The sequence below is a fragment of the Ruegeria sp. N7 genome, from assembly GCF_056531345.1.
This window is the reverse complement of sequence record NZ_JBQFLR010000001.1, coordinates 609,511-631,293: the sequence shown is the minus strand read 5'-3', so window position 1 is coordinate 631,293 and position 21,783 is coordinate 609,511. Positions and strand designations below refer to the sequence as shown.

At 58.9% G+C, this 21,783-nt stretch carries 23 protein-coding genes and 1 tRNA gene; 11 read left to right on the top strand and 13 right to left on the bottom strand.

Features of this window, described 5'->3' with window-relative positions:
- Positions 1-22: 22 nt before the first annotated feature.
- A complete protein-coding gene (locus ACR0ES_RS03125) occupies positions 23-1,171 on the top strand; it encodes an FAD-dependent monooxygenase (RefSeq protein WP_480772825.1) in 1,149 nt (382 codons plus the stop codon).
- 4 nt (positions 1,172-1,175) lie between these two features.
- On the opposite strand, the gene xth is transcribed toward ACR0ES_RS03125, so the two are convergent.
- Together xth and ACR0ES_RS03115 are read right to left on the bottom strand one after the other, a co-directional pair.
- Entirely contained in the window at positions 1,176-1,955 is a 780-nt protein-coding gene (gene xth, locus ACR0ES_RS03120) for an exodeoxyribonuclease III (RefSeq protein WP_480538056.1), read from the bottom strand.
- 279 nt (positions 1,956-2,234) lie between these two features.
- Positions 2,235-2,558 carry a HesB/IscA family protein gene (locus tag ACR0ES_RS03115; protein WP_480538054.1) on the bottom strand — a complete coding sequence of 108 codons (324 nt, stop codon included), beginning with the start codon at positions 2,556-2,558 and terminating at the stop codon, positions 2,235-2,237.
- Positions 2,559-2,634: 76 nt separating this feature from the next.
- Here ACR0ES_RS03115 and ACR0ES_RS03110 point away from each other — a divergent pair, with 76 nt between their 5' ends.
- The 6 genes from ACR0ES_RS03110 to scpB all read left to right on the top strand — a co-directional run bounded on the left by ACR0ES_RS03110 (position 2,635) and on the right by scpB (position 9,353).
- Positions 2,635-3,774, top strand: coding sequence for a deoxyguanosinetriphosphate triphosphohydrolase (locus ACR0ES_RS03110; protein ID WP_480480518.1), 1,140 nt, complete (start codon positions 2,635-2,637; stop codon positions 3,772-3,774).
- A gap of 252 nt (positions 3,775-4,026) precedes the next feature.
- Positions 4,027-5,772, top strand: a complete 1,746-nt coding sequence (gene argS, locus ACR0ES_RS03105; protein WP_480772822.1) for an arginine--tRNA ligase — start codon at positions 4,027-4,029, stop codon at positions 5,770-5,772.
- A gap of 88 nt (positions 5,773-5,860) precedes the next feature.
- A complete protein-coding gene (locus ACR0ES_RS03100) occupies positions 5,861-6,925 on the top strand; it encodes an SPOR domain-containing protein (RefSeq protein ID WP_480772821.1) in 1,065 nt (354 codons plus the stop codon).
- Positions 6,922-7,929 (top strand): beta-N-acetylhexosaminidase, encoded by a 1,008-nt coding sequence (gene nagZ / locus ACR0ES_RS03095; RefSeq protein ID WP_480830647.1) that lies wholly within the window; start codon positions 6,922-6,924, stop codon positions 7,927-7,929. The genes ACR0ES_RS03100 and nagZ overlap by 4 nt, the downstream gene beginning before the upstream one ends.
- Positions 7,919-8,713 carry a segregation and condensation protein A gene (locus ACR0ES_RS03090; protein ID WP_480480526.1) on the top strand — a complete coding sequence of 265 codons (795 nt, stop codon included), beginning with the start codon at positions 7,919-7,921 and terminating at the stop codon, positions 8,711-8,713. Before nagZ ends, ACR0ES_RS03090 begins: the two co-directional genes overlap by 11 nt.
- Positions 8,706-9,353 (top strand): SMC-Scp complex subunit ScpB, encoded by a 648-nt coding sequence (gene scpB / locus ACR0ES_RS03085; protein ID WP_267363960.1) that lies wholly within the window; start codon positions 8,706-8,708, stop codon positions 9,351-9,353. Before ACR0ES_RS03090 ends, scpB begins: the two co-directional genes overlap by 8 nt.
- Positions 9,354-9,446: 93 nt before the next feature.
- Here the strand turns inward: scpB and ACR0ES_RS03080 are convergent, their stop codons facing one another.
- The 8 genes from ACR0ES_RS03080 to ACR0ES_RS03045 all read right to left on the bottom strand — a co-directional run bounded on the left by ACR0ES_RS03080 (position 9,447) and on the right by ACR0ES_RS03045 (position 14,804).
- Positions 9,447-10,526: a 2'-deoxycytidine 5'-triphosphate deaminase gene (locus ACR0ES_RS03080; RefSeq protein ID WP_480869452.1), complete on the bottom strand. Its 1,080-nt coding sequence runs from the start codon at positions 10,524-10,526 to the stop codon at positions 9,447-9,449.
- Between the two features lie 61 nt (positions 10,527-10,587).
- Positions 10,588-10,664 (bottom strand) — tRNA-Pro (locus tag ACR0ES_RS03075).
- A 61-nt stretch (positions 10,665-10,725) separates the two neighbouring features.
- Positions 10,726-11,331, bottom strand: a complete 606-nt coding sequence (locus tag ACR0ES_RS03070) for a MerR family transcriptional regulator (RefSeq protein ID WP_480538040.1) — start codon at positions 11,329-11,331, stop codon at positions 10,726-10,728.
- Between the two features lie 18 nt (positions 11,332-11,349).
- The gene (gene ihfA, locus ACR0ES_RS03065) at positions 11,350-11,652 is read right to left on the bottom strand and encodes an integration host factor subunit alpha (protein WP_209503673.1); all 303 of its coding nucleotides are present in this window, start codon (positions 11,650-11,652) and stop codon (positions 11,350-11,352) included.
- Between the two features lie 96 nt (positions 11,653-11,748).
- Entirely contained in the window at positions 11,749-12,720 is a 972-nt protein-coding gene (locus tag ACR0ES_RS03060; protein ID WP_480772817.1) for a beta-ketoacyl-ACP synthase III, read from the bottom strand.
- Positions 12,721-12,742: 22 nt separating this feature from the next.
- A complete protein-coding gene (gene plsX, locus ACR0ES_RS03055; protein WP_480480536.1) occupies positions 12,743-13,831 on the bottom strand; it encodes a phosphate acyltransferase PlsX in 1,089 nt (362 codons plus the stop codon).
- Positions 13,832-13,855: 24 nt separating this feature from the next.
- On the bottom strand, positions 13,856-14,062 hold the full coding sequence (gene rpmF, locus ACR0ES_RS03050) for a 50S ribosomal protein L32 (protein ID WP_008756996.1): 207 nt from the start codon (positions 14,060-14,062) through the stop codon (positions 13,856-13,858).
- A gap of 205 nt (positions 14,063-14,267) precedes the next feature.
- The gene (locus ACR0ES_RS03045) at positions 14,268-14,804 is read right to left on the bottom strand and encodes a YceD family protein (RefSeq protein ID WP_480480538.1); all 537 of its coding nucleotides are present in this window, start codon (positions 14,802-14,804) and stop codon (positions 14,268-14,270) included.
- Between the two features lie 85 nt (positions 14,805-14,889).
- Here ACR0ES_RS03045 and ACR0ES_RS03040 point away from each other — a divergent pair, with 85 nt between their 5' ends.
- The 3 genes from ACR0ES_RS03040 (at position 14,890) to ACR0ES_RS03030 (ending at position 18,081) form a co-directional block, all read left to right on the top strand.
- Complete coding sequence (locus tag ACR0ES_RS03040; RefSeq protein WP_480545467.1) at positions 14,890-15,363, top strand: outer membrane protein assembly factor BamE; 474 nt, start codon at positions 14,890-14,892, stop codon at positions 15,361-15,363.
- A 100-nt stretch (positions 15,364-15,463) separates the two neighbouring features.
- Positions 15,464-16,204, top strand: a complete 741-nt coding sequence (locus ACR0ES_RS03035) for a GNAT family N-acetyltransferase (protein WP_480869450.1) — start codon at positions 15,464-15,466, stop codon at positions 16,202-16,204.
- A gap of 68 nt (positions 16,205-16,272) precedes the next feature.
- Positions 16,273-18,081, top strand: coding sequence for an ABC-F family ATP-binding cassette domain-containing protein (locus ACR0ES_RS03030; RefSeq protein WP_480869448.1), 1,809 nt, complete (start codon positions 16,273-16,275; stop codon positions 18,079-18,081).
- Here ACR0ES_RS03030 and ACR0ES_RS03025 read toward each other — a convergent pair.
- Both ACR0ES_RS03025 and ACR0ES_RS03020 read right to left on the bottom strand, forming a co-directional pair.
- Positions 18,078-18,626: a sugar O-acetyltransferase gene (locus ACR0ES_RS03025; protein ID WP_480869446.1), complete on the bottom strand. Its 549-nt coding sequence runs from the start codon at positions 18,624-18,626 to the stop codon at positions 18,078-18,080. The two genes, ACR0ES_RS03030 and ACR0ES_RS03025, sit on opposite strands and share 4 nt — an antisense overlap.
- Positions 18,627-18,635: 9 nt before the next feature.
- Positions 18,636-19,391, bottom strand: a complete 756-nt coding sequence (locus ACR0ES_RS03020; RefSeq protein ID WP_267363947.1) for a 3-hydroxyacyl-CoA dehydrogenase — start codon at positions 19,389-19,391, stop codon at positions 18,636-18,638.
- 220 nt (positions 19,392-19,611) lie between these two features.
- On the opposite strand from ACR0ES_RS03020, the gene ACR0ES_RS03015 reads away from it, so the two are divergent.
- On the top strand, positions 19,612-20,373 hold the full coding sequence (locus ACR0ES_RS03015) for a hypothetical protein (RefSeq protein WP_480869443.1): 762 nt from the start codon (positions 19,612-19,614) through the stop codon (positions 20,371-20,373).
- A 78-nt stretch (positions 20,374-20,451) separates the two neighbouring features.
- Here the strand turns inward: ACR0ES_RS03015 and tyrS are convergent, their stop codons facing one another.
- Positions 20,452-21,744 carry a tyrosine--tRNA ligase gene (gene tyrS / locus ACR0ES_RS03010; RefSeq protein ID WP_480869440.1) on the bottom strand — a complete coding sequence of 431 codons (1,293 nt, stop codon included), beginning with the start codon at positions 21,742-21,744 and terminating at the stop codon, positions 20,452-20,454.
- Between the last annotated feature and the right edge of the window lie 39 nt (positions 21,745-21,783).

Genomic DNA, 21,783 nt, shown 5'->3' with positions numbered 1-21,783 from the left:
GTTTTTGCGTTATGTGGGTGTCATGAAGATAGACGGATTGAAATTCTGTGTAATCGGCGGTGGAATCGGCGGCCTGGCCTCGGCACTGGCGCTGCAACACCGTGGGGCGCATGTCACGCTTCTGGAGCAAGCCCCGGCCCTGACCGAAGTCGGTGCTGGTTTGCAGATCAGCGAGAACGGGATGCGCGTTCTTCATGCACTTGGCGTCACAGGTCTTTCTGTCGGGCAGAAATCCCATGGAACTGTCTTGCGCGATTACCGAAATGGGCGCGTGGTCAGTCGGCTGCCAGGCCCCGCAGCTGGTCCGACCTACTACTACCACCGTGCCGACCTTCTGAACCTTCTTCATGATGCGGCCTGTGACGCAGGCGTGGATCTCCGGTTGGGTGCCAAAGTTTCGCATGTGCAAAAGCACCCCAACGAGGCAGAGGTGGTCTTGGCGTCAGGCGAGCGAATTCGCGCAGAATGCGCCATTGCGGCCGATGGCGGCCGCAGCGTGCTCCGCCCGGCTCTGAACGGGGCAGAGGCGCCGGAGTTCACGCATCAGGTAGCGTGGCGCGCCACCATCCCCTGGCAGCCCGGTCGTGACCCGGTTTCGGCGTCCCTGACCATGGGGCCTGGGCGGCATGTGGTAACCTATCCGTTGCGTGACGAAAGCCTGATGAACATTGTCGCGGTCGAGGAGCGTTCGGACTGGCGGGAAGAAGGATGGCGTCAGACGGGCGATCCTGACGAGTTGCGTAAGCGATTTGCCGATTTCGGTGGCCCCGCGCGCGACATTCTGTCGAAAGTCACGGATGTGCATCTGTGGGCATTGTTTCTTCGGCCTGTCGCCCAAAACTGGCAGAATGGTCGGTTGGTTCTGCTAGGGGACGCGGCCCATCCAACATTGCCATTTATGGCACAGGGTGCATGTCTGGCGCTCGAGGACGCCTGGGTGCTGACGCGCGCGTTTGACGAACGATCGGGTATCACCAGCGCGTTGGCAACCTATGAAACGACCCGCAAACCAAGGGCGCAGCGCGTTGTCGCGGCGGCCGGATCAAATGCGCGGAACTTTCATCTGCGCGGCCCAGCCCGATTGGCTGCGCAATGTGTGCTGAGAGTCGTTGGTGCCCGGTTGTCCCAACGCTATGAATGGATCTACAGTCACGACGTCACGGTTGCCTAGGGCCTCAAAGATCCAGGTCAATCCAGACGGGAACGTGATCGGATGGCTTTTCGTGCCCCCGAACAGCCGCATCAATCTGGCAATCCTGCATGAGGTCGGCCGCTTGTGGCGTCAACAGGAAATGATCAATCCGAATTCCGTCATTCCGGTTCCACGCGCCAGCCTGATAATCCCAGAAGGAATAGTGGTCGGGACCCTGCGTTGTCGCGCGGAAGGCCTCGGTAAAGCCAAGGTTCAGGATTTTTCGAAAGGCGGCCCGGCTTTCCGGGCGGAACAACGCGTCTTCCCGCCAGGCATCGGGGCGTTTGGCATCCTCGGCCTGTGGGATGATGTTATAATCGCCCGCCATTAGCGCCAGCTCTTCTGATTCCATCAAACCCTTTGCGCGTTCATAAAGCCGTTCCATCCAGGCCAGCTTGTAATCGTATTTCGGTCCGGGTGCCGGATTCCCGTTGGGCAGATACAGCCCACAGAGGCGCAAGGCCTTTTTGCCCACGACGGTCGCCTCGATCCACCGCGCCTGTTCATCATTGTCATCACCGGGAAGGCCGCGTGATACATCCTCCAGCGGAAGCCTCGACAGGATCGCAACACCATTGAAGCTTTTTTGACCGTGTGTTTCCACGTTGTACCCGCGATCTTCAAACATCTCGCGGGGGAAGTTTTCGTCGACGGATTTGATTTCCTGAAGAAGAACAACGTCGGGTTGGGCATCGTCCAGCCAGCGGGGCAGCGCCTCGGTTCGCGCCTTGATGCCATTGATGTTGTACGTGGCGATTTTCATGCGCGATCCTCCGAAACCTTGTGGCAACCTATCGCTCAGAACGGGCCCAGCGGCAAGTCGGAGATCGGATTAGCGAGGCTCTGCCTCGCGCTCCGGGATATTTTTAGCCAGATGAAGAAACGGATCCTTAACCATTTTTCGATACTTGAAGGGGCGGTACAGGCGGGGACGCCGATGACCGCGCCAGGTGAAGCTCTCTGGTCGTTTTGGTCAGAGAGCGGATCCCTGCTTCATCTGGCTGAAAATATCCTGGGGGTGTGGGGGCAAAGCCCCCACCGGTTACATCGAAAACGACGTGCCGCAGCCACAGGAAGAGGTGGCGTTGGGGTTGTCGATCACAAACCGCGCACCAATAAGCTCCTGAGTGAAATCTATCACCGCGTTTTCAAGAAAGGGCAGAGAGATCGGGTCGACGATGACTTTCTGCCCCTTGCCTTCAAGGATGAGATCATCGGCCTTTGGCGTGTCCAGAGCGATTTCATATTGAAAACCGGAACATCCACCGCCCTCCACTGCGACACGCAGGGCTTGCCCCTGTTCCGCGGCACCGATTTCGGCAAGGCGGTCGTAGGCGCGTTCGGTGACTGATGGGGGCAGATTCATGCCGGTCTCCAAAGGTTTATTTCCCAAGCGTCCTACAATATATGAAACCAAAAGACAGGCGACAAGGACAAGGCCTTTGGACAGAGCGGGTTTTGCTTCGGACCCAGACCGCGCAAGGGGGCGGCTGGTGCCAGAGGAAGAGAGCAGCTTCCGGTCAAGCTTTCAGCGTGATCGCGACCGGATCATTCACGCCAGTGCGTTTCGGCGGCTCAAGCACAAGACGCAAGTCTTTGTCGAGCATGAAGGTGACAGTTATCGAACACGGCTGACCCATTCCATCGAAGTTGCTCAGGTCGCGCGAACAATTTCAGGGGCGTTGGGCCTGAATGCTGAACTCACCGAAGCTGTAGCGCTGGCGCACGACCTGGGTCATACGCCCTTTGGTCATACGGGTGAGGACGCCCTCCACGCGCTGATGGCACCTTACGGGGGGTTTGATCACAACGCGCAGGCCATTCGGATCGTAACCAAGCTGGAGCGGCATTATGCCGGGTTTGACGGATGCAACCTGACCTGGGAGTGCCTGGAGGGTATCGCCAAGCATAACGGTCCGGTTGTTGGCGATCTGCCCTGGGCCCTGGCTGAATGCAACCAGGGCTTTGACCTTGAACTTCATACCCATGCAAGTGCCGAGGCGCAGGTGGCGGCCTTGTCTGATGACATTGCTTACAACAATCACGACCTTCTGGATGGGTTGCGTGCGGGGTTGTTTGAAGATGATGATCTGCGCCACCTTCCGATCGTGGGGGCGTGTTACGCAGATGTGGATGCGAAATACCCCGGTCTTGATCCGTATCGGCGGCGTCATGAAGCACTGCGGAGGGTTTTTGGGGTCATGGTGGCGGACGTCATCACAACGTCGCGCGACTTGATCGCGGCCTCGGGCGCGCAGTCGGTCGAAGAGATTCGCCATCTTGGGCATCCTGTCATCCAATTCTCGGTCGGGACTTGGGCGGATCTGAAACAAATCAGGGCGTTCCTGTTCACCCGGATGTATCGCGCGCCCAGCGTCATGAAGGTGCGGGCCGAGGTTGCAACGGTTGTCGAAGACCTGTTCCCGATCTACCTGAACGATCCGAAACAGATGCCCGCACGCTGGCACGAGGATATTGAAGCTGCGGCGGACGAGACTGCTCTGGCCCGGATCGTATCGGACTATATTGCAGGAATGACCGACCGTTTCGCTTTGCAGGATCACGCGCGGCTGACGGGCTGACTGGGCCGCAATGACACGGGTAATGGTCCATGTTTGCGACCTTTATTGCGGGTTGATTAGTACCTTGCGCGGGCGGGAAGCGATGATCAGAAGCCGTACGACGGACAGCGCGCAGGGTATTTGAAATTTCAGACAGAGGATATCTGGGCGCCATTGGCAGACATTGGGCGCAAACCATGTCCAAACAATAGGCGTCCATTGACCTTGCCGTGATGCGTGGTAAACCGCCGGGCAAGCAAAAGGACATCCGAAATGAACCTGTTTTCCGAGATCCGCGGCCTTGTACTGGACGCGCTGGCACAGATGCAGTCCGAAGGCGCGTTGCCCGAGGGGCTGAATTTTGACAACGTGGCGGTCGAACCGCCGCGTGATGCGGCGCATGGCGACATGGCGACCAACGCGGCGATGGTGCTGGCAAAACCGGCTAGGATGAAACCGCGTGACATTGCCGAGGCATTGGCAGGGAAGCTGGTGGCGGATGATCGGATCACCAGCGCCGATGTGGCGGGTCCGGGCTTTCTCAATTTGCGGCTGGCACCGTCGGTCTGGCAAGGCGTGCTGGCGGCTGTGCTGGAGAAGGGCACCGATTATGGCCGCTCGACTATGGGCCATGGGCAGAAGGTCAACGTGGAATATGTTTCGGCCAACCCAACCGGACCGCTGCACGTGGGTCATACACGGGGTGCAGTGTTCGGGGATGCTCTGGCAAGCTTGCTGGCCTATTCCGGCCATGACGTGACCCGCGAGTATTACATCAACGACGGCGGCGCGCAGGTGGATGTGCTGGCGCGCTCGGCTTACGAACGCTATCGCGAGGCCAATGGTCTGAGCCCCGAAATTGCCGAAGGTCTTTATCCTGGCGACTACCTGATCCCGATCGGTGAGGCGTTGAAAGAGAAATACGGCGACAGCCTGATCGACAAGCCGGAAAGTGACTGGCTGGAAGAGGTGCGTGAGTTCTCGACTGACGCGATGATGGATCTGATCCGCGCTGACCTGAAAGCGCTGGGCGTCGAGATGGATGTGTTCTTCTCGGAAAAATCTCTCTATGGCACTGGTCGGATTGAGGCCGCATTGCAATCGCTGACTGACAAGGGCCTGATTTACGAAGGCGTGCTCGAGCCGCCGAAAGGCAAAAAGCCCGAGGATTGGGAGCCACGCGAACAGACGCTGTTCAAATCGACCGAACATGGCGACGACGTCGACCGCCCTGTCAAGAAATCGGATGGTAGCTGGACTTATTTTGCCCCGGATATTGCTTATCACTATGACAAGGTGACCCGTGGTTTTGACGCACTGATCGACGTGTTTGGCGCCGACCATGGCGGCTATGTCAAACGGATGAAGGCGGCTGTTTCGGCACTGTCCGACGGTAAGGTGCCGCTTGATATCAAGCTGACACAGCTGGTGAAGCTGTGGAAGAATGGTGAGCCGTTCAAGATGTCCAAGCGGGCAGGGAACTTTGTCACTCTGCGCGATGTGGTCGATCAGGTGGGCCCGGACGTGACGCGGTTTGTTATGCTGACTCGCAAGAACGATGCGCCGTTGGATTTCGATTTTGACAAGGTGCTGGAACAAAGCCGCGAGAACCCCGTGTTCTACGTTCAGTATGCACATGCCCGTGTCATGAGCGTGCTGCGTCGTGCGGCCGAGGCTGGGATTGCGGCTGATGATGCGACCCTTGAGGGCGCTGACCTGAGCAAGAACGATCATGCCTCGGAACTGGTTGTTGCGAAGAAGCTGGCAGAATGGCCACGGCTGGTCGAGATTGCGGCCCGAACCAATGAACCGCACAGGGTCGCCTTTTATCTCTATGAACTCGCAGGCGACTTTCACGCGTTGTGGAACAAGGGCAATGACGAGACGCAACTGCGTTTCATCCAGGATGGCGATGTTGCCACAAGCCAGTCAAAAATCGCTTTGGCCCGGGCCGTTTCTGTTGTGATTTCAGCGGGCTTGGGTATTCTTGGCGTTACTCCGGCGCAGGAGATGCGGTAACGAATATCGCCCGAACCGCCGGTACGAGGTAGGCAAGAAATGACCCGCGGGCCTTATTTCCAGGCGCGAAACGGGCAGTGAGGCGGACATGGCGAGTTACGATTACTCGGGGCATCAACGCCCCGGGCAGATTCATTACCCGAATCAAGCGCATTCTGATGATGTGTATGATTTTCCCGAAGACATGCAGGAAGATGACGCGCCGCGTGGCTCGTTTGGTCTGGGCAGGGCGGTCAATTTTCTGGGGGCTGTTGCATCCTTGGCGCTGGTCGCCGGTGTCGGGGTCTGGGGCTATCAACTGATCATGCGCGATGTCAGCGGCGTGCCGGTTGTTCGTGCCGCCGAAGGGCCGATGCGTGTACAGCCAGAAAATCCGGGTGGAACTCCGGCCGATCATCAGGGCTTTGCCGTGAATGCCGTCGCCGCCGAAGGCAGTGCTGCGGCGCCGGCCGACCGGTTGATCCTTGCGCCGCGCCCGGTGTCCTTGACGGACGAAGATCTGCCCGCCGGAGAACTGAAGCCGACCCCTGCGCTGCATGTGGTCGAAGAACCGATCACCACGCAGGAGGCCGCGCGCTTGCGCCAGAACGCAGTAGATGCGCTGGTTGCGGAATTGGCGGGTGCGGCGGCAGAAACGCAGCAAGAGTTCGAAGATGGTGTGCAACTGGCATCGCTGACCACCCCTGATGAAGAACCCGCCATTGACCCGGCAGATTTTGCTGCGGCCTTGCCGGACCCGAGCTTCGCCGAGTTGCCGGGCGTGCGCCGATCATTGCGCCCTGTGACGCGTCCGGCACGGTCCACCCGCAGTCAGGTCGCGCCCAGTGAGACTTCCGAAGACGCCATCAATGCAGCGGTGAAAGCCGCGGTCGGGGTGGATGTTGATCCGGATACACTGGCCAAGGGAACCCGGCTGGCGCAGCTTGGAGCTTATGACAGCACGCAAGTGGCACAGGCCGAGTGGGACCGTTTGAATGGTCAATTTGGTGATTATTTGTCGGGAAAACAGCGGGTTATCCAGAAAACTTCAAGCGGTGGACGGACCTTCTACCGCCTTCGTGTTCTGGGGTTCGAAGACCTGAGCGACTCGCGCCAGTTCTGCGCTGCTCTGGTCGCGCAAGGCGCTGATTGTATCCCGGTGGCCGTGAGGTGAAGTTCGGAGCAGCGATCACAGATGCTGAAGGACTGCGCCTGACGCAGGAGGAAAGAGACCTGTTTCGCCAGATGAACCCGTTTGGGTTTATCCTGTTCTCCCGCAATATTGAAAGCGCCGATCAGGTGCGGGCCTTGTGTGATGATTTCCGCGAGGCCGTTGGGCGCAACTGCCCCATTACCATCGATCAGGAAGGTGGGCGCGTGCAGCGTTTGCGCGCACCCTTGGCCCGCGAATGGCTGCCGCCGCTGGATCATGTGATCAGGGCGGGTGATCAAGCGGAACGCGCCATGTACCTCAGGTACCGCCTGATTGCGGATGAGCTGTTTGGTCTGGGTATCGACAGCAACTGTGCCCCCATGGTCGATGTGGCGCGGCCCGAGACCCACGCGTTTTTGAAAAACCGCTGTTATGCCTTTGATCCTGAGCAGATTTCCAGGATCGGCAGGGCCGTGGCACAGGGTCATCTGGATGGGGGTGTTCTTCCGGTTCTCAAGCACATTCCCGGCCATGGCCGTGCCACTCTGGACAGTCACCATGACCTTCCGCACGTTGATTTGCCGCTGGAAGAGTTGGAATACAGCGATTTCGCGCCGTTCCGCGCCTTGAATGACCTGCCGATGGGGATGACAGCACATCTGGTCTTCGATCAGATCGATCCCCGGCCAGCCACTATTTCTGCGGCCATGATGGGCCTGATCCGAGACAATATCGGCTTTGGCGGGCTGATCATGACCGACGATATTTCGATGAGAGCGCTCAGTGGGGCGTTGACGGACCTCACACGGCAATCTTTGCAGGCGGGCTGTGATGTGGTCCTGCATTGCAATGGCAGTTTTTCTGAACGTGCCGCTGTGTTGGAAACTGCCGGTGAGATGTCGGATGTGGCACAAGCCCGCGCAGAACGGGCGCTGGCGATGCGGAAACCCCCGCGGGAACTTGACATCCAAGCCGCCGAAGCGGAACTATCTGCCCTAATGGGCGGGCAGGTATATGAACGATAATCTTTTTAGCGAAGACCCTGTCTCGGTCGCGGATCGTCTTGCGGCCGAAGCGCTGATTGTTGATGTCGACGGCTTCGAAGGCCCGTTGGATGTTCTGCTGACCCTGTCCCGCACGCAAAAAGTGGATCTGCGCAAGATCTCGGTTCTTGCGCTGGCGCAGCAATATCTGGCCTTTGTTGAAAAGGCGCGTGCGCTGCGCATTGAACTGGCCGCCGATTATCTGGTCATGGCGGCGTGGCTGGCCTTTCTCAAGTCCCGTCTACTGCTACCGCCAGACCCCGATGACGACGGGCCATCGGGTGAAGAGCTGGCCGCGCATCTGGCGTTTCAACTTGAACGCCTGCAGGCGATGCGTGACGTCGCTGCACGGTTGATGGCCCGCGACCAACTGGGGCGTGATTTTTTCAAACGCGGGCAGGGCGAGGACGTCACCCGCATTCGCACCGTGACTTATTCTGCCACGCTGCTGGACCTGATGCAGGGTTATGCCCGTATCCGCACCCGTGACGAATTCCGCCCCTTTGTGATGGACCGCGATGCGGTGTTCACGATGGAGCAGGCACTGGAGCGGATGCGCCCGCTGATCGGTTTTGCGGGGACGTGGACCGATATGGAAACCTATCTGCCCGATGGTTGGGATATTGACCCGGTGCGCCGCAGATCGGCGACGGCTGCGACCTTTGCGGCCTCGCTGGAACTGGTGAAAGAAGGACATATGGAGATCAAGCAGAGCGAGACATTCGCGCCGATCCAATTGCGCAAGAGGACCCAGACACGTGACTGACGCCCCAGAAGAAACCGGCACCCTGTTCGAGGCGCCACCGCTGGCGGAACAGGAGCGTATGGTCGAGGCCGTTTTGTTTGCCAGCGCCGATCCGGTGACGATTGCCGACCTTGAGGCGCGGATGCCGCATGGAAGCGACGCCGCGCAAGCCGTTGAATTGCTTCAGAGACGTTACGAAGGGCGTGGCGTGCGCGTGGTGCGCGTTGGTGAGGCATGGGCGATCCGTACGGCCCCTGATCTGGGCTTTCTGATGCAGAAGGAAACGGTTGAGACTCGCAAACTCAGCCGCGCCGCGATTGAGACATTGGCGATCGTGGCCTATCACCAGCCCTGCACCCGCGCCGAGATTGAGGAAATTCGCGGCGTATCAGTCTCTCGCGGGACGATTGATCAATTGCTAGAGATGGAGTGGATCAGGTTGGGCCGACGCCGCATGACACCGGGTCGTCCGGTGACATTTGTGGTAACGTCCGAATTTCTGGATCATTTTGGACTGGAGAACGCCCGCGATCTGCCGGGTCTCAAGGAATTGAGGGCTGCGGGATTGTTGGAAAACCGGCCTCCACCGGGGGCTATCCCACTGGGCGAGGGGCGCGAGGACGAAGTGGACGAGGACCAGTCGGAACTGTTTGAGGAGTAATAACCCGGACAGGTCACTACAGGTCAGGCGCGGAACCTGCGGCAGTAAACGCGGGTTATCCGACACATGCACCGTTGAAAGAAATTCTGAGGATTAGACGGCCGCTTTGAAGTGCTTGGACAGTTTCAGGCCTTGCCCCTGATAGTTCGATGCAATCCCGGCACCATATAGCTGCGTGGGCATCTCAGCCATTTTCTCATAGACAAGACGCCCGACCACCTGTCCGTGTTCCAGCACGAAAGGCGCTTCGTGGCATCGCACCTCAAGCACACCGCGTGACCCGGCACCGCCTGCTGCGGCATGGCCAAAGCCGGGATCGAAGAACCCGGCATAATGCACTCGGAATTCACCAACCATCGCCAGATAAGGTGCCATTTCGGCGGCATACATCGGCGGGATATGGACCGCCTCGCGGCTGACAAGGATATAGAATGCACCGGGGTCAAGTATGATGCGACCGTCCTTGGTGCGCACTTCCTCCCAATAGTCCTGGGGGTCGTATTCGCCAATTCGGTCCAGATCGATTACCCCGGTATGGGGCTTGGCGCGATAGCCGACCAGATCGGTATCGGGCAGTTGCAGATCGACCGAAAAGCCAAGACCGTCCTGAATTACAGCAGGGCCATCTACTAACGGCGATTCGGCGTGCAGGGCGGTCAGTTCCGCGTCAGACAAGACGGCCTGACCTTGACGGAAACGGATCTGGTTCAGACGCATACCGGGTCGGACCAGAACCGAAAACGAACGTGGACAGATCTCGGCATACAGCGGGCCTTTGTAGCCTGCGGGCACGCGATCGAACTCGGTGCCACCATCGGTGATGGTACGGGTCAGAAGGTCAAGCCGCCCGGTCGAGCTTTTGGCATTGGCGACGGCGGTTATATCGCGGGGCAGGGCAAGTGATTCCATCAGAGGCACCAGATAGACGCAGCCCTTTTCCAGAACAGCGCCGTCCGAGATGTCGATGCGGTGCATTTCAAACTCGGCCAAGCGATCCGTAACAGTCCGTCCTTCGCCCGCGAGAAACGAGGCACGTACTCGGTAAGCAACTGTTCCTAAACGCAAATCAAGGCTGGCCGGTTGAATTTGCGCTGGCAGAACATCGGGGTTGGCGGCAATCTCTCCGCGCGCGATCATCGCTTCGATTTGCTGGTTCGCGCAAACACCTGTCATCTCGATCCCCTCGTGTGCCAGAGCGGGATCTGGCCTTTGTGCCATAAACGTCGGTGTGATTTGGTCGGGCTAGCAGGACTCGAACCTGCGACCTTCCGTCCCCCAGACGGACGCGCTACCAGGCTGCGCCATAGCCCGACGTTGGGCCGTTCATAAAGATTTTCCCGGCAGGGGCAAGAGGAAAACACTGCCTTTTTTCCTAACCCGTCGCCTGTGTTTCGACCCGATCCAGCCAGCGGCGCAGGTCTTTTGCAATTGGTGCAATCCGGCGCAGAAGTTCGTCGTCAAAGTCGGCGCACTTCCACGCCAGCGAAGCAATTCCGCCCATCAGGGGCGCTGTGTTCAGGTCAGACTCTGGTTCTTGTTCTGACACAGCCGCGGGAAGTGCTTCGGCCTGCACACCTTCATTCACCGGCTGCTTGGCCGGTTCGTCCAGATCCATAGGGATTTGTTCGGTGGCTGCAGCTGGTTTGGGTTCGAACGGCACCACAGTACCTTGAACGGGTTCAATCAGGGCAGGGCCCGGTTCGTCCAGAGGCGGAGACAGTGCTGCGACATGTGCGACGCCTTGCTCGCGCAGGATGCGCTGCACGCCCTTGATTGTGGTCCCGTCTTCATGAAGCAGTTTCTTGATGCCCCCCAGAAGACGCATGTCATTGGGGCGATAATACCGGCGCCCGCCCGCGCGTTTGACCGGTTTGACCTGAGTGAAGCGGCTTTCCCAGAATCGCAAGACATGGGCCTGGACACCAAGCCAATCCGCTACTTCACTGATCGTGCGAAACGCGTCGCGGGATTTGCTCATATCCGCGTGACCCTGGGGTTACTTGCGATTCCCGACGGCGACGCGATCTTTCATAAGATGCGACGGGCGAAAGGTTAGTACACGGCGGGGCTGTATCGGAACCTCTTCGCCGGTTTTGGGGTTGCGGCCGACTCGCGCGGTCTTGTCGCGAACACTGAACGTACCGAAGGACGAGATTTTCACCTGCTCACCACGCACCAGAGCGTCGGACATGTGGTTCAGAACGCTTTCGACCAGCTGCGCACTTTCGTTGCGCGAAAGCCCAACTTCGCGAAAGACGGCCTCGCTCAGATCCATTCGAGTCAGTGTATTGTCGCCCATGTCATTTCCCCTGTTGCTGTCAAAGCATACGGGTACGGCAAATTCGCTGTCAATATCAATGAATTGCAAGAAGCTGTGTAAGCTGGATTGCGCCGGTTACCAGCGCAGAACCACCGCGCCCCAGGCCAGACCGCCGCCAATCGCTTCGGTCACGATCAGGTCGCCGGGTTTGATCTGCCCGCGTTGTTTACCAACCGACAATGCCAATGGGATGGATGCAGCCGAGGTGTTGCCGTGATCCTGAACGGTCACAACTACGTTTTCCATTGGCAGGCCCATCTTTTTGGCCGTGCCCTGAATGATGCGAATATTTGCCTGATGAGGAACAATCCAGTCTACGTCAGCGTTGCTCAGCCCCGCGCGGCCCAGGGCTGTCTCAGCGGTTTTGGTAAGCTTTTCAACGGCATGTCGGAAGACCTGATTGCCCTGCATACGCAGATGCCCGGTGGATTGGGTCGAAACCCCCCCATCGACATAAAGAAGGTCCTTGTAGCGCCCGTCCGAGTTCAGATCGGTTGCGAGTATGCCGCGATCCGCAGCGGTGCCTTCGCCGTCCTGCGCTTCGAGTACCAATGCGCCAGCACCATCCCCGAACAGAACGCAGGTCGAGCGGTCGGTCCAGTCCATAATCCGGGAAAAGGTTTCGGCACCAATGACCAGCACGCGTTTGGCCTGACCTGACAGAATCAAAGCATTTGCGTTGCTGAGGGCGAAAACGAATCCTGCGCAGACAGCCTGTACGTCGAAGGCAAACCCTTTGGTCATGCCCAGCCGGGCCTGAACCATGGTCGCGGCAGAAGGAAAGGTCAGGTCCGCGGTCGAGGTCGCCAGGACGATCGCGTCGATATCATCCGCTGTCAGGCCCGCATCGGCCAGCGCAGCTTCGGCAGCCTTGGTGGCCAGGTCCGACGTCGTTTCGTCATCGGCGGCAAAGTGACGGCGTTCGATCCCCGACCGGGTTCTGATCCACTCATCCGTCGTGTCCAGCGTTTTCTCGAACTCGGAATTTGGAACAATACGTGCCGGCAAATAATGCCCGACACCTACTACAACTGAACGGCCTGCCATTTTTGAGGTACTGCCTTTTTTGTTATTTATCGGTCTGCGGCGCAGCTTGCGCGGCATCTTGTGCAAGCTGGGCCGTGGATGCAACCCGCGCAGCTAATTTTTCGGCAAAGCCGGACTGTGCCAGGGTAAAGGCCAGTTTGATCGCCGCCGACACTCCGGTCGCATCTGCCCCGCCATGGGATTTAATAACTGTCCCGTTCAGACCCAGAAACACGCCACCGTTTACGCGCCGCGGATCAATGCGCTTTTTCAGGCGCTGTAGCGACGTGATGGCCAGGACCGAAGCCAATCGGGACAACGGAGAGTATTTGAACGCCTCGCGCAGAAGATCTCCGATCAGGCTGGCGGTGCCTTCACCCGTTTTGATCGCGACATTGCCGGTAAACCCATCGGTAACAATGACATCTGCCTTGTCACCGGGAATGTCGCTGCCTTCGACAAAGCCAACAAATTCGAAATTCGCCTGTTCCGCGAAATCCGAGATCAAGGCGTGTGCTTCTTTCAGTTCCGCGCGGCCTTTATGCTCTTCTGTGCCAACGTTCAGCAGCCCGATCCGGGGTCGGTTCAGGGCCATGCCGTTGCGCGCATAAGACGCGCCCATCAGGGCGAATTGCAGCAAGTCCTTGGCGTCGGCGCGCACATCGGCGCCCACGTCCAGCATCACATTGAACCCCTGCGGGTTGCGCGAAGGCCACAGGATCGCGATTGCGGGGCGGTTGACACCCGGTAATTTGCGCAGCCGCATCATCGACAGGGCCATCAGGGCGCCAGTGTTGCCGCAGGATACCGCGCCATGGGCTTCGCCCTGACGAACCGCTTCCAGCGCGGACCACATCGAGGTCTGCTTGCCGTTGCGCACAACCTGGCTGGGCTTGTCCTCCATCGTGACAACGTCGGGACAATCACGAAAAACGACGCGCCCTTCAAGGACACGTCGTTTGGCAACCAGCTTGCGCAATACCTGTTCGGGCCCGTGCAGCAGGAACCCGATATTCGGGTTCTTGCCAGCCGATTTTGCCAGACCTGCAACGACGACAGCGGGGCCTGCGTCCCCTCCCATTGCGTCAACCGAGATGGTGATCCGTCCGGCGTGCGTGGGCTGATCGTTCATGCCTTGGCCTGTGCTCGATCAGGCTTAGGCTGCGTCTTCGTCCAGATCGATTTCGTCGGCCTGTGCGACGACTTCGCGATCGTCATAGTGGCCGCAAGATGCACAAACGTGGTGCGGGCGTTTCAGCTCGCCGCAGTTCGGGCATTCGTTCGGGTTTGCAGCAACCAGAGCGTCGTGTGCGCGGCGGTTGTTGCGACGCGACTTGGAAACTTTGTTCTGTTGGACGGCCATGGTCTCAACCTTTGTCTGACTGGGGGCCGCAGATTCGCTGCCGACCCGGGTTTCGTAGTTCGTTTATCGTGGTTTGACGCGCGTTTAGGCGACGAGCCCCGCAATGTCCAACCCAAAATCCGATGAGCGCGCGAAAATACTGCGATTCTCGGCATGTTCAAGCGATTTTTCTGACCGCCTGCTATGACAGGAAATCCGGCACCTGTCACTCGTCTTTTTTTAGCACATCGCGCAATCCTGCCAATCCTGCAAAGGGTTTGGCATCGTCATCCGTCATCGCCTGTTTGCCCGGTTCTGTGTAGGCAGCCTGACCCAGTTCCGCGCCGTCTTTCCGTGGATATTGTGGCAGAGCCAGAGACAGGGTCTCGATCATGACAAGGGCCGGATCGATTTCAGGTCCCAAAGGTTCAGATTCGTCATCTTCCGGGATCTCGAACTCTGGATCATCAGGGTCCGCCCAATCCGCAAGAAATGTCCGGTGCACTGGAATGTCGATCCTTGTCGTCACCGGTTCCAGCGTCACCACGCAAGGTTGGGTGACAGTTGCGCCGAGTTTGCCGTTCAATACCCAGTCCCGTTTGCCTTGTGCCCGCAGTTCGCCGGAAAAGCTGAGCTTTCGCAGCCCCAGCAGCCCAAGGTCTTGCCTGATTTGCTCAAGCACGGTGGTTGCAGGGCGCAGATCAAACCGTGTCGGGGCGTTCTGCGGCAGGTCAGACACCCGAAATGATGTCGTGTTGCTCATTCGTGAGCCTTTCTATGTGTTGAACCGTGGCAACGGTTTATGTAATCGGATAGAAGCCGAAGAAGGCCAAGGCAAGAGGGTGCAGATGTTGAAGGTAGTGAACCGGTTGAAACCAGCTGCGAAATCGCTTGTGTTTGTTGCCTGTCTGGCTGCGACCGGAGCTTGTACGGCTGTCTTCAAGAATCACGGCTATGTGCCACCGGCCGAGGAACTGGCGGAAATCAAAGTTGGCGTAGATACGCGTGACAGCGTGCAAGAGGCCATCGGCGCGCCGGGCGCATCCGGCGTGGTTCGGGATTCGGGCTATTACTATGTCCGCTCTCGCGTGCGTCACTACGGTCCGAAACGGCCCGAGGTGGTATCGCGCGAACTGGTTGCCATCAGTTTTGATCAGCGCGGTGTTGTCAGAAACATCGAACGCTTTGGTCTTGAAGACGGGAATGTGATTGCTCTGGAGCGCCGCGTTACCGATTCCAACGTTCAGGACAAGGGCTTCCTGCGTCAGCTGCTGGGCAATATCGGCAACTTCAATCCGGCCAACATTCCGGGCGCCAACTAATTTGCGCCAAAACCTTGCGGTGGTCACAGGGCAGTCACATGTCTTGTGCTAACGGTGTCGTACCGACGCCTGAGGGTCGGTAACCGTGGAGGACGCGACCGTGGCAACGGCAGTTTTGTTAAGCAAGGGGCGCTATCGCGCCAGACTGGCGCAGTCGCCCGAGGATATCAGAACAGCTCAGGCATTGCGGAGCTTGGCGTTTGGCACAGAGCAACCGGACTGCGACGAGTTTGATGCACGCTGTAGCCATATCCTGATCGAGGATATGCGCTCGGCAGACCGGCTGGTCTGCTGCTTTCGGATACTGACCATGGATAGTGGCGGCGAAATCGGACAAAGTTATTCGGCACAGTTCTACGACCTGACCTCGCTCGAAGGCTTCGAAGGCCGGATGGTCGAAATGGGACGATTTTGTATCCACCCCAATCACAGCGACCCCGACATCCTGCGTGTAGCATGGGGGGCAATGACGGCCTACGTTGACCGGAACAACGTCGAGATGCTGTTTGGATGTTCCTCTTTTGCCGGAACCGCAACTGAGCAGTATCTGGATGCGTTTGCGATGCTCAAACACCGCCATCTGGGCCCGAAACGTTGGTTGCCGCGCGTGAAGGCTCCGGATGTGTTTCGTTTTGCCGCGCGTCTGCGGCGCAGACCGGATGTGAAAAAGGCAATGCTGCGGATGCCACCCTTGTTGCGGACCTATCTGATGATGGGCGGTTGGGTCAGCGATCATGCAGTGGTGGATCGCCACATGAACACGCTGCACGTTTTCACAGGGGTGGAAATCGGTGCGATCCCCCCGGCACGCAAACGTCTGTTGCGGGCGGTGGCCGGGTAGATTGAGTATTTTTCAAAAGGTGAAGACGGGGCGTTGACGCAATGTGTCAGCCGGTTTAGCTGGCGCACATGGCGAGAATTCCTTTGTTGCAGATGTCCGGCATTTCCCTGACTTTCGGGGGTGACCCGGTGTTTTCCGAACTGGATCTGGTGGTTCAGCCCGGTGATCGTGTTGCGCTGGTGGGGCGAAACGGGTCCGGAAAATCCACGCTGATGAAAGTGATGGCCGGTCTGGTCGAGGCGGATCGGGGCGAGATTGTCGTGCCGCCCGGAAAATCCGTTGGCTATATGGAGCAAGATCCGACGATGGAGGGCTTTGCCACGTTGGGGGATTACGCGTCCAGCGGGTTGGAGCCGGGAGAACTTTACAAGGTTGAACGGGCCGGTGAAGGGTTGAAGTTCGATCCTTCACGGGCAGTTGAGACGGCTTCGGGCGGAGAGAGGCGGCGGGCTGCGCTGGCCAAGCTGATGGCCGAAGCACCGGATCTGATGTTGCTGGACGAGCCGACCAACCATCTGGATATCGAAGCCATCGCGTGGCTGGAACGCGAACTTGGCGCGACCCGAGCGGCCTTTGTGCTGATCTCGCATGACAGGGCCTTTCTAAGGGCGCTGACGCGGGCAACACTTTGGATCGACCGGGGGGTTGTTCGGCGACAGGAACAGGGCTTTGAAGCCTTTGAGGCCTGGCGGGACAAGGTATGGGAGGAAGAAGACCAGCAACGCCACAAGCTGAACCGCCTGATTAAGTCAGAAGCGAAATGGGCGGTTGAGGGCATTAGCGCCCGACGCAAACGTAATCAAGGCCGGGTGCGGGCCTTGCAGGCGTTGCGGGCCGAAAAGGCGGCGCAGATCAAACGTCAGGGTTCGGCTGCAATGGCATTGGAGGCCGGGCCAAAATCAGGCCGTAAAGTGATTGAGGCCAGGGCGCTGGCCAAAGGGTTTGGCGACAAGCAGATCGTTCGGAACTTTGATCTGCTGGTACAGCGCGGCGACCGGGTGGCCTTTGTCGGGCCGAACGGTGTTGGCAAAACAACGTTGCTGAAGATGCTGCTGGGGCAGGTGGAGTCGGACGAGGGCTCGGTTTCCTTGGGGACGAACCTTGAAATCGCGGTGTTCGATCAGACCCGTGCCCAACTGGACCCCGAGATGAGCCTGTGGGACAGTCTGACCGGCGATCCGGAAATGCGGGTGTCGGGCAAGGCCGATCAGGTAATGGTGGGCGGGCAGCCCAAACATGTTGTAGGGTATCTCAAGGAATTTCTGTTTGACGAACGGCAGGCCCGAGCAGCCGTCAAATCCCTGTCGGGTGGGGAAAAAGCCCGGTTGTTACTGGCCAAACTGATGGCGAAACCCTCGAACCTTCTGGTGCTGGACGAACCGACCAACGATCTGGATGTCGAGACGCTGGACCTGCTGCAAGAGCTTTTGGATGATTATGACGGCACCGTTCTGCTGGTGAGCCATGACCGGGATTTTCTGGACCGCGTGGCGACAACCACCATCGCGATGGAGGGGAACGGACGGGCGGCAGTCTATGCTGGCGGCTGGTCGGATTACATCGCGCAGCGTGGCGACGTGATCCAAAAAAGCGTAGAAAAAGCAAAAGCTTCAAAGCCAAAGATCAAGCAGGAAGAAAAGCCGAAATCCGGCCTATCCTTCTCGGAAAAGCACCGGCTGGAGAAACTGCCTGCCGAGATCGCGCGCCTTGAGGCCGAGATTGCCAAGCTGGAAGAGCTGATGTCCGATCCCGAGCTGTTCACGCGTGAGCCGGTGAAGTTCCAAAAAGCGACCGAGGCGCTGGTTGAGAGGCAGGAAAAACTCTCGGCCGCTGAAGAGGAATGGCTGACGCTCGAAGAGAGGGCTGAAAGCGCTTAGCGCGCCAGACGTTTTGCCGGATTACCTGCCACGGTTTCTCTGGCGGGGACGTCTTTGGTGACGACGCTGCCTGCGCCGATTGTGGCGTAGTCGCCTATGGTAATGCTGGGCAACAGGATCGCTCCGCCGCCAACCCAAACCTGCCTGCCGATGGTGACGGGCAGGCCGATTTCCAACCCTTGTGCCCGATCAGCCGGGTCTTTGGCATGATGAGCGCAGTAAATCTGAACATTGGGGCCAAACATCGTGTCGTCGCCGACCCGAACGAGGGCCGTGTCCAGAACCACGCATCCGGCATTGAAGAAAACCCGGCTGCCCAGATGGATGTTCATTCCATACGCGCAGTGAAAAGGGGCTTCGAGAAAACAGTCCTCGCCGACATGGCCCAGCAGCGCGTGTAGTTCCGGGGCCATCGCGCCGCGTGTGTCGGGCGGACAGGTGTTGTGAGCGTGAACAGCCCGTCGTGCCCGCGCGCGCAGATCGTCCAACTCAGGATCGAGACAGCAATACCACTGCCCGGACTGCATTTTCTGGCGCTCCAACATAGAGCTGTCTTATCGCATCCGCAGAGCGCCGTCGATGCGGATGACCTCGCCGTTCAGGTAGCCCATTTCAACGATGAAACCGGCCAGCCGCCCGTATTCCTTAGGGTCGCCCAGGCGGGCCGGGTTCGGGACGTCGGCGGCCAGTTGTTTCTGCACGTCTTCGGGAAGGCCCGCCAGCATCGGGGTCATAAAGATACCCGGCGCGATGGTCATGACGCGAATCCCGGTCGAGGCCAGATCACGGGCCATTGGCAGGGTCATGCCAACAACCCCGCCTTTCGATGCAGCGTATGCCGCCTGTCCCTTTTGGCCGTCGAATGCGGCAATAGATGCAGTGTTGATGATCACACCGCGCGCCCCGTCCGGTTCGGGTTCGTTCTTTGCCATCTCGGCAGCGGCCAGCCTTGAGACGTTGAATGTGCCGACAAGATTGATGTCGATCGTACGCTGGAACGCGTCCAACGGGTGGGGCCCATCCTTGCCGACTGTCTTGATTCCATAAGCGATACCCGCGCAGTTCACAGTCGCGGTGATCTTGCCCATCTTGTCCATGCCGTGGCGCACGGCAGCAGCGACCGAGGTTTCGTCGGTTACATCCGTCAGCGCAAAATATCCGCCGATTTCGGAGGCGACTTGAGCGCCACGGTCCGCGTCACGGTCCAGAATAGTGACTTGCGCGCCCTGCGCGGCAAAGTGACGGGCGGTGGCTTCGCCCAGACCGGATGCGCCGCCGGTGACAAGAGCGGCTGTGGTGGACAAGTGCATCGGAGCTCCTCCCTGGGATATGAACAACTGTTCAATAACTGCTTTGCAGGGGCGGTGTCCACATCTTTGAGCCTGAACGCCAAAAGGGGCGGGGCGGACTGACCGCCGCCGGGTCAATACGCATCTTTAAGGCATCTTAATCCGCGCTTCACGAAAACGCGCCTGTTCGTGAACGAAGTAATCACAGCCATTGCGTGTTTTTTCGTCAGGAGGTTCCGATATGGTAAATAGTAAGAAACTAACACTGGGCGCTGTTCTGGCCGCGCCTGTCTTTGGGATTGTGGTTGCCGGTAATGCTTTTGCAGCGCCGGAAACCTGTAATTGGCAAACGGCTCGAAGTCTTGCCAATGCAGGCGACTACGCCGGGCTTTGCGATTGTGTTCAGGTGACCCCAAGCTTTCTGGACAGACTTCAGAAGAGACCGGATTTTGAGACAACGCTGCGCGTTACCGGGGCGCAATGCCCGGGCCTGGCCGCTTTGCTGACAGATGTGCCAACGGCAAGCTTGTCCGGTCTGGCAGAGAATCGGGGTGAAAGTCGCGGTTCAGAACCCGGCGGGGCGGGATTTGCGAACGCGGCTGGTCCAGACGGCCTCGGTGGTGGCGGAGAACCTGACAACGGCGGCCAAGAACCCGGTGGTGGCGGTGGACAGCCCGGCGGCGGTGACGGAGAGCCCGGCGGTGGCGGTGGAGAACCTAGCGGTGGCGGTGGAGAGCCCGGCGGTGGTGGCGGAGAACCCGGCGGTGGCGGTGGAGAGCCCGGCGGCGGTGGCGGGGAACCCGGTGGTGGCGACGGTGAACCCGGCGGTGGCAAAGGCAATAACGGCGGCGGAAAGGGCCATAACGGCGGCGGCAAAGGTGGCGATAAGGGTAACAATGGCGGCGGCAACGGCGGCGAGGGCAGCAGTCCGGGTCGCGGAAACAACGCCAATGACGACGAGGGCGAAAGCGACCGGCCCGGTCGCGGAAAGGGACGTCAGTAGCCTTGCCCATTCCAAAATAGATACGGCCACCCAATCGGGTGGCCGTTTCCTGCTTTGCAATCAAAGGTGAAAGGGGCGTCAGCCCAGTTGCACCAATGCGTGGCGTTTCTTGCCTGCACTCAGCTTGATCGGGGATGACAATGCGCCCGCGTCGATCATCAAACCTGCATCCGTCAGCGGAGCGTCGTCCAGTTTGGCCCCGTTTTCAGCAATCAGGCGCTTGGCCTCTTTGCCGGATTTGGCGAGGCCTGATTTGACAATGATCTGCACGATGGACATGCCGTCGCCCAGTTCTTCCTTAGTTAGAGTCAAGGTAGGGAGCGCGCTGATATTTCCGGTTGCGTAGAGGGTATCCTGACCTCCTTCACGAACAGACATGGAGCCAAAAATACCTTCCGATGTTGATCGGGCAGCTTTGGATGCGTCAGCACCATGAAGGAGTGTTGTAACTTCGTCAGCAAGTATCTTTTTGGCCTCATTGATCTCGGACCCGGCAAGCGCGCCAAGACGGTCACATTCATCCACTGGCAATTCGGTATAGAGCTTCAGGAACCGACCGACATCCGCGTCGGTGGTGTTGCGCCAGAACTGCCAGAATTCATAGGGCGAGCGCATCTCGGCGTTCAGCCAGACCGCGCCATCCTGCGATTTGCCCATCTTCTTGCCGTCGCTGGTGGTCAACAAGGGAGAGGTCAGGCCGTAGATTTCGTGATCCAGCACCCGGCGTGTCAGGTCGATACCGTTGACAATGTTGCCCCACTGGTCGCTGCCGCCCATTTGCAGAACACAGCCATAGCGGCGGTTCAGCTCCAGAAAGTCATAGGCTTGCAGGATCATGTAGTTGAACTCGAGAAACGACAGCGACTGTTCGCGATCCAGCCGGGATTTCACCGATTCAAAGCTGAGCATCCGGTTGACCGAAAAATGCCGCCCGATGTCGCGCAGGAAATCGAGGTAGTTCAGATCATCCAGCCATTCGGCATTGTTCAACATCAGTGCCTTGTTTTCGGCGTCAGTGTCGTAATCGATATAGGCCGCGAACACTTTCTTGATGCCCGCGATGTTTTCGTCGATCTGTTCGGGTCCCAGCAGGGGGCGTTCATCCGCGCGGAACGAAGGGTCACCCACCTTGGTGGTGCCGCCACCCATAAGGGTGATCGGCTGGTGGCCGGTCTTCTGGAACCAGCGCAGCATCATGATCTGAATCAGACTGCCCACATGCAACGACTTGGCCGTTGCATCAAAGCCGATATAAGCTGGCTTGCACCCACTGATCAGCGCGTCGTCAAGGCCCTGATAATCGGTGCAGTCGGCGAGGAAGCCGCGCTCGATCATCGTGGCGATGAAATCCGATTTGGGGTGGTAGGTCATATCGTGCCCTCGGGGTTTGTGTTGCGGGGCACTGTATAG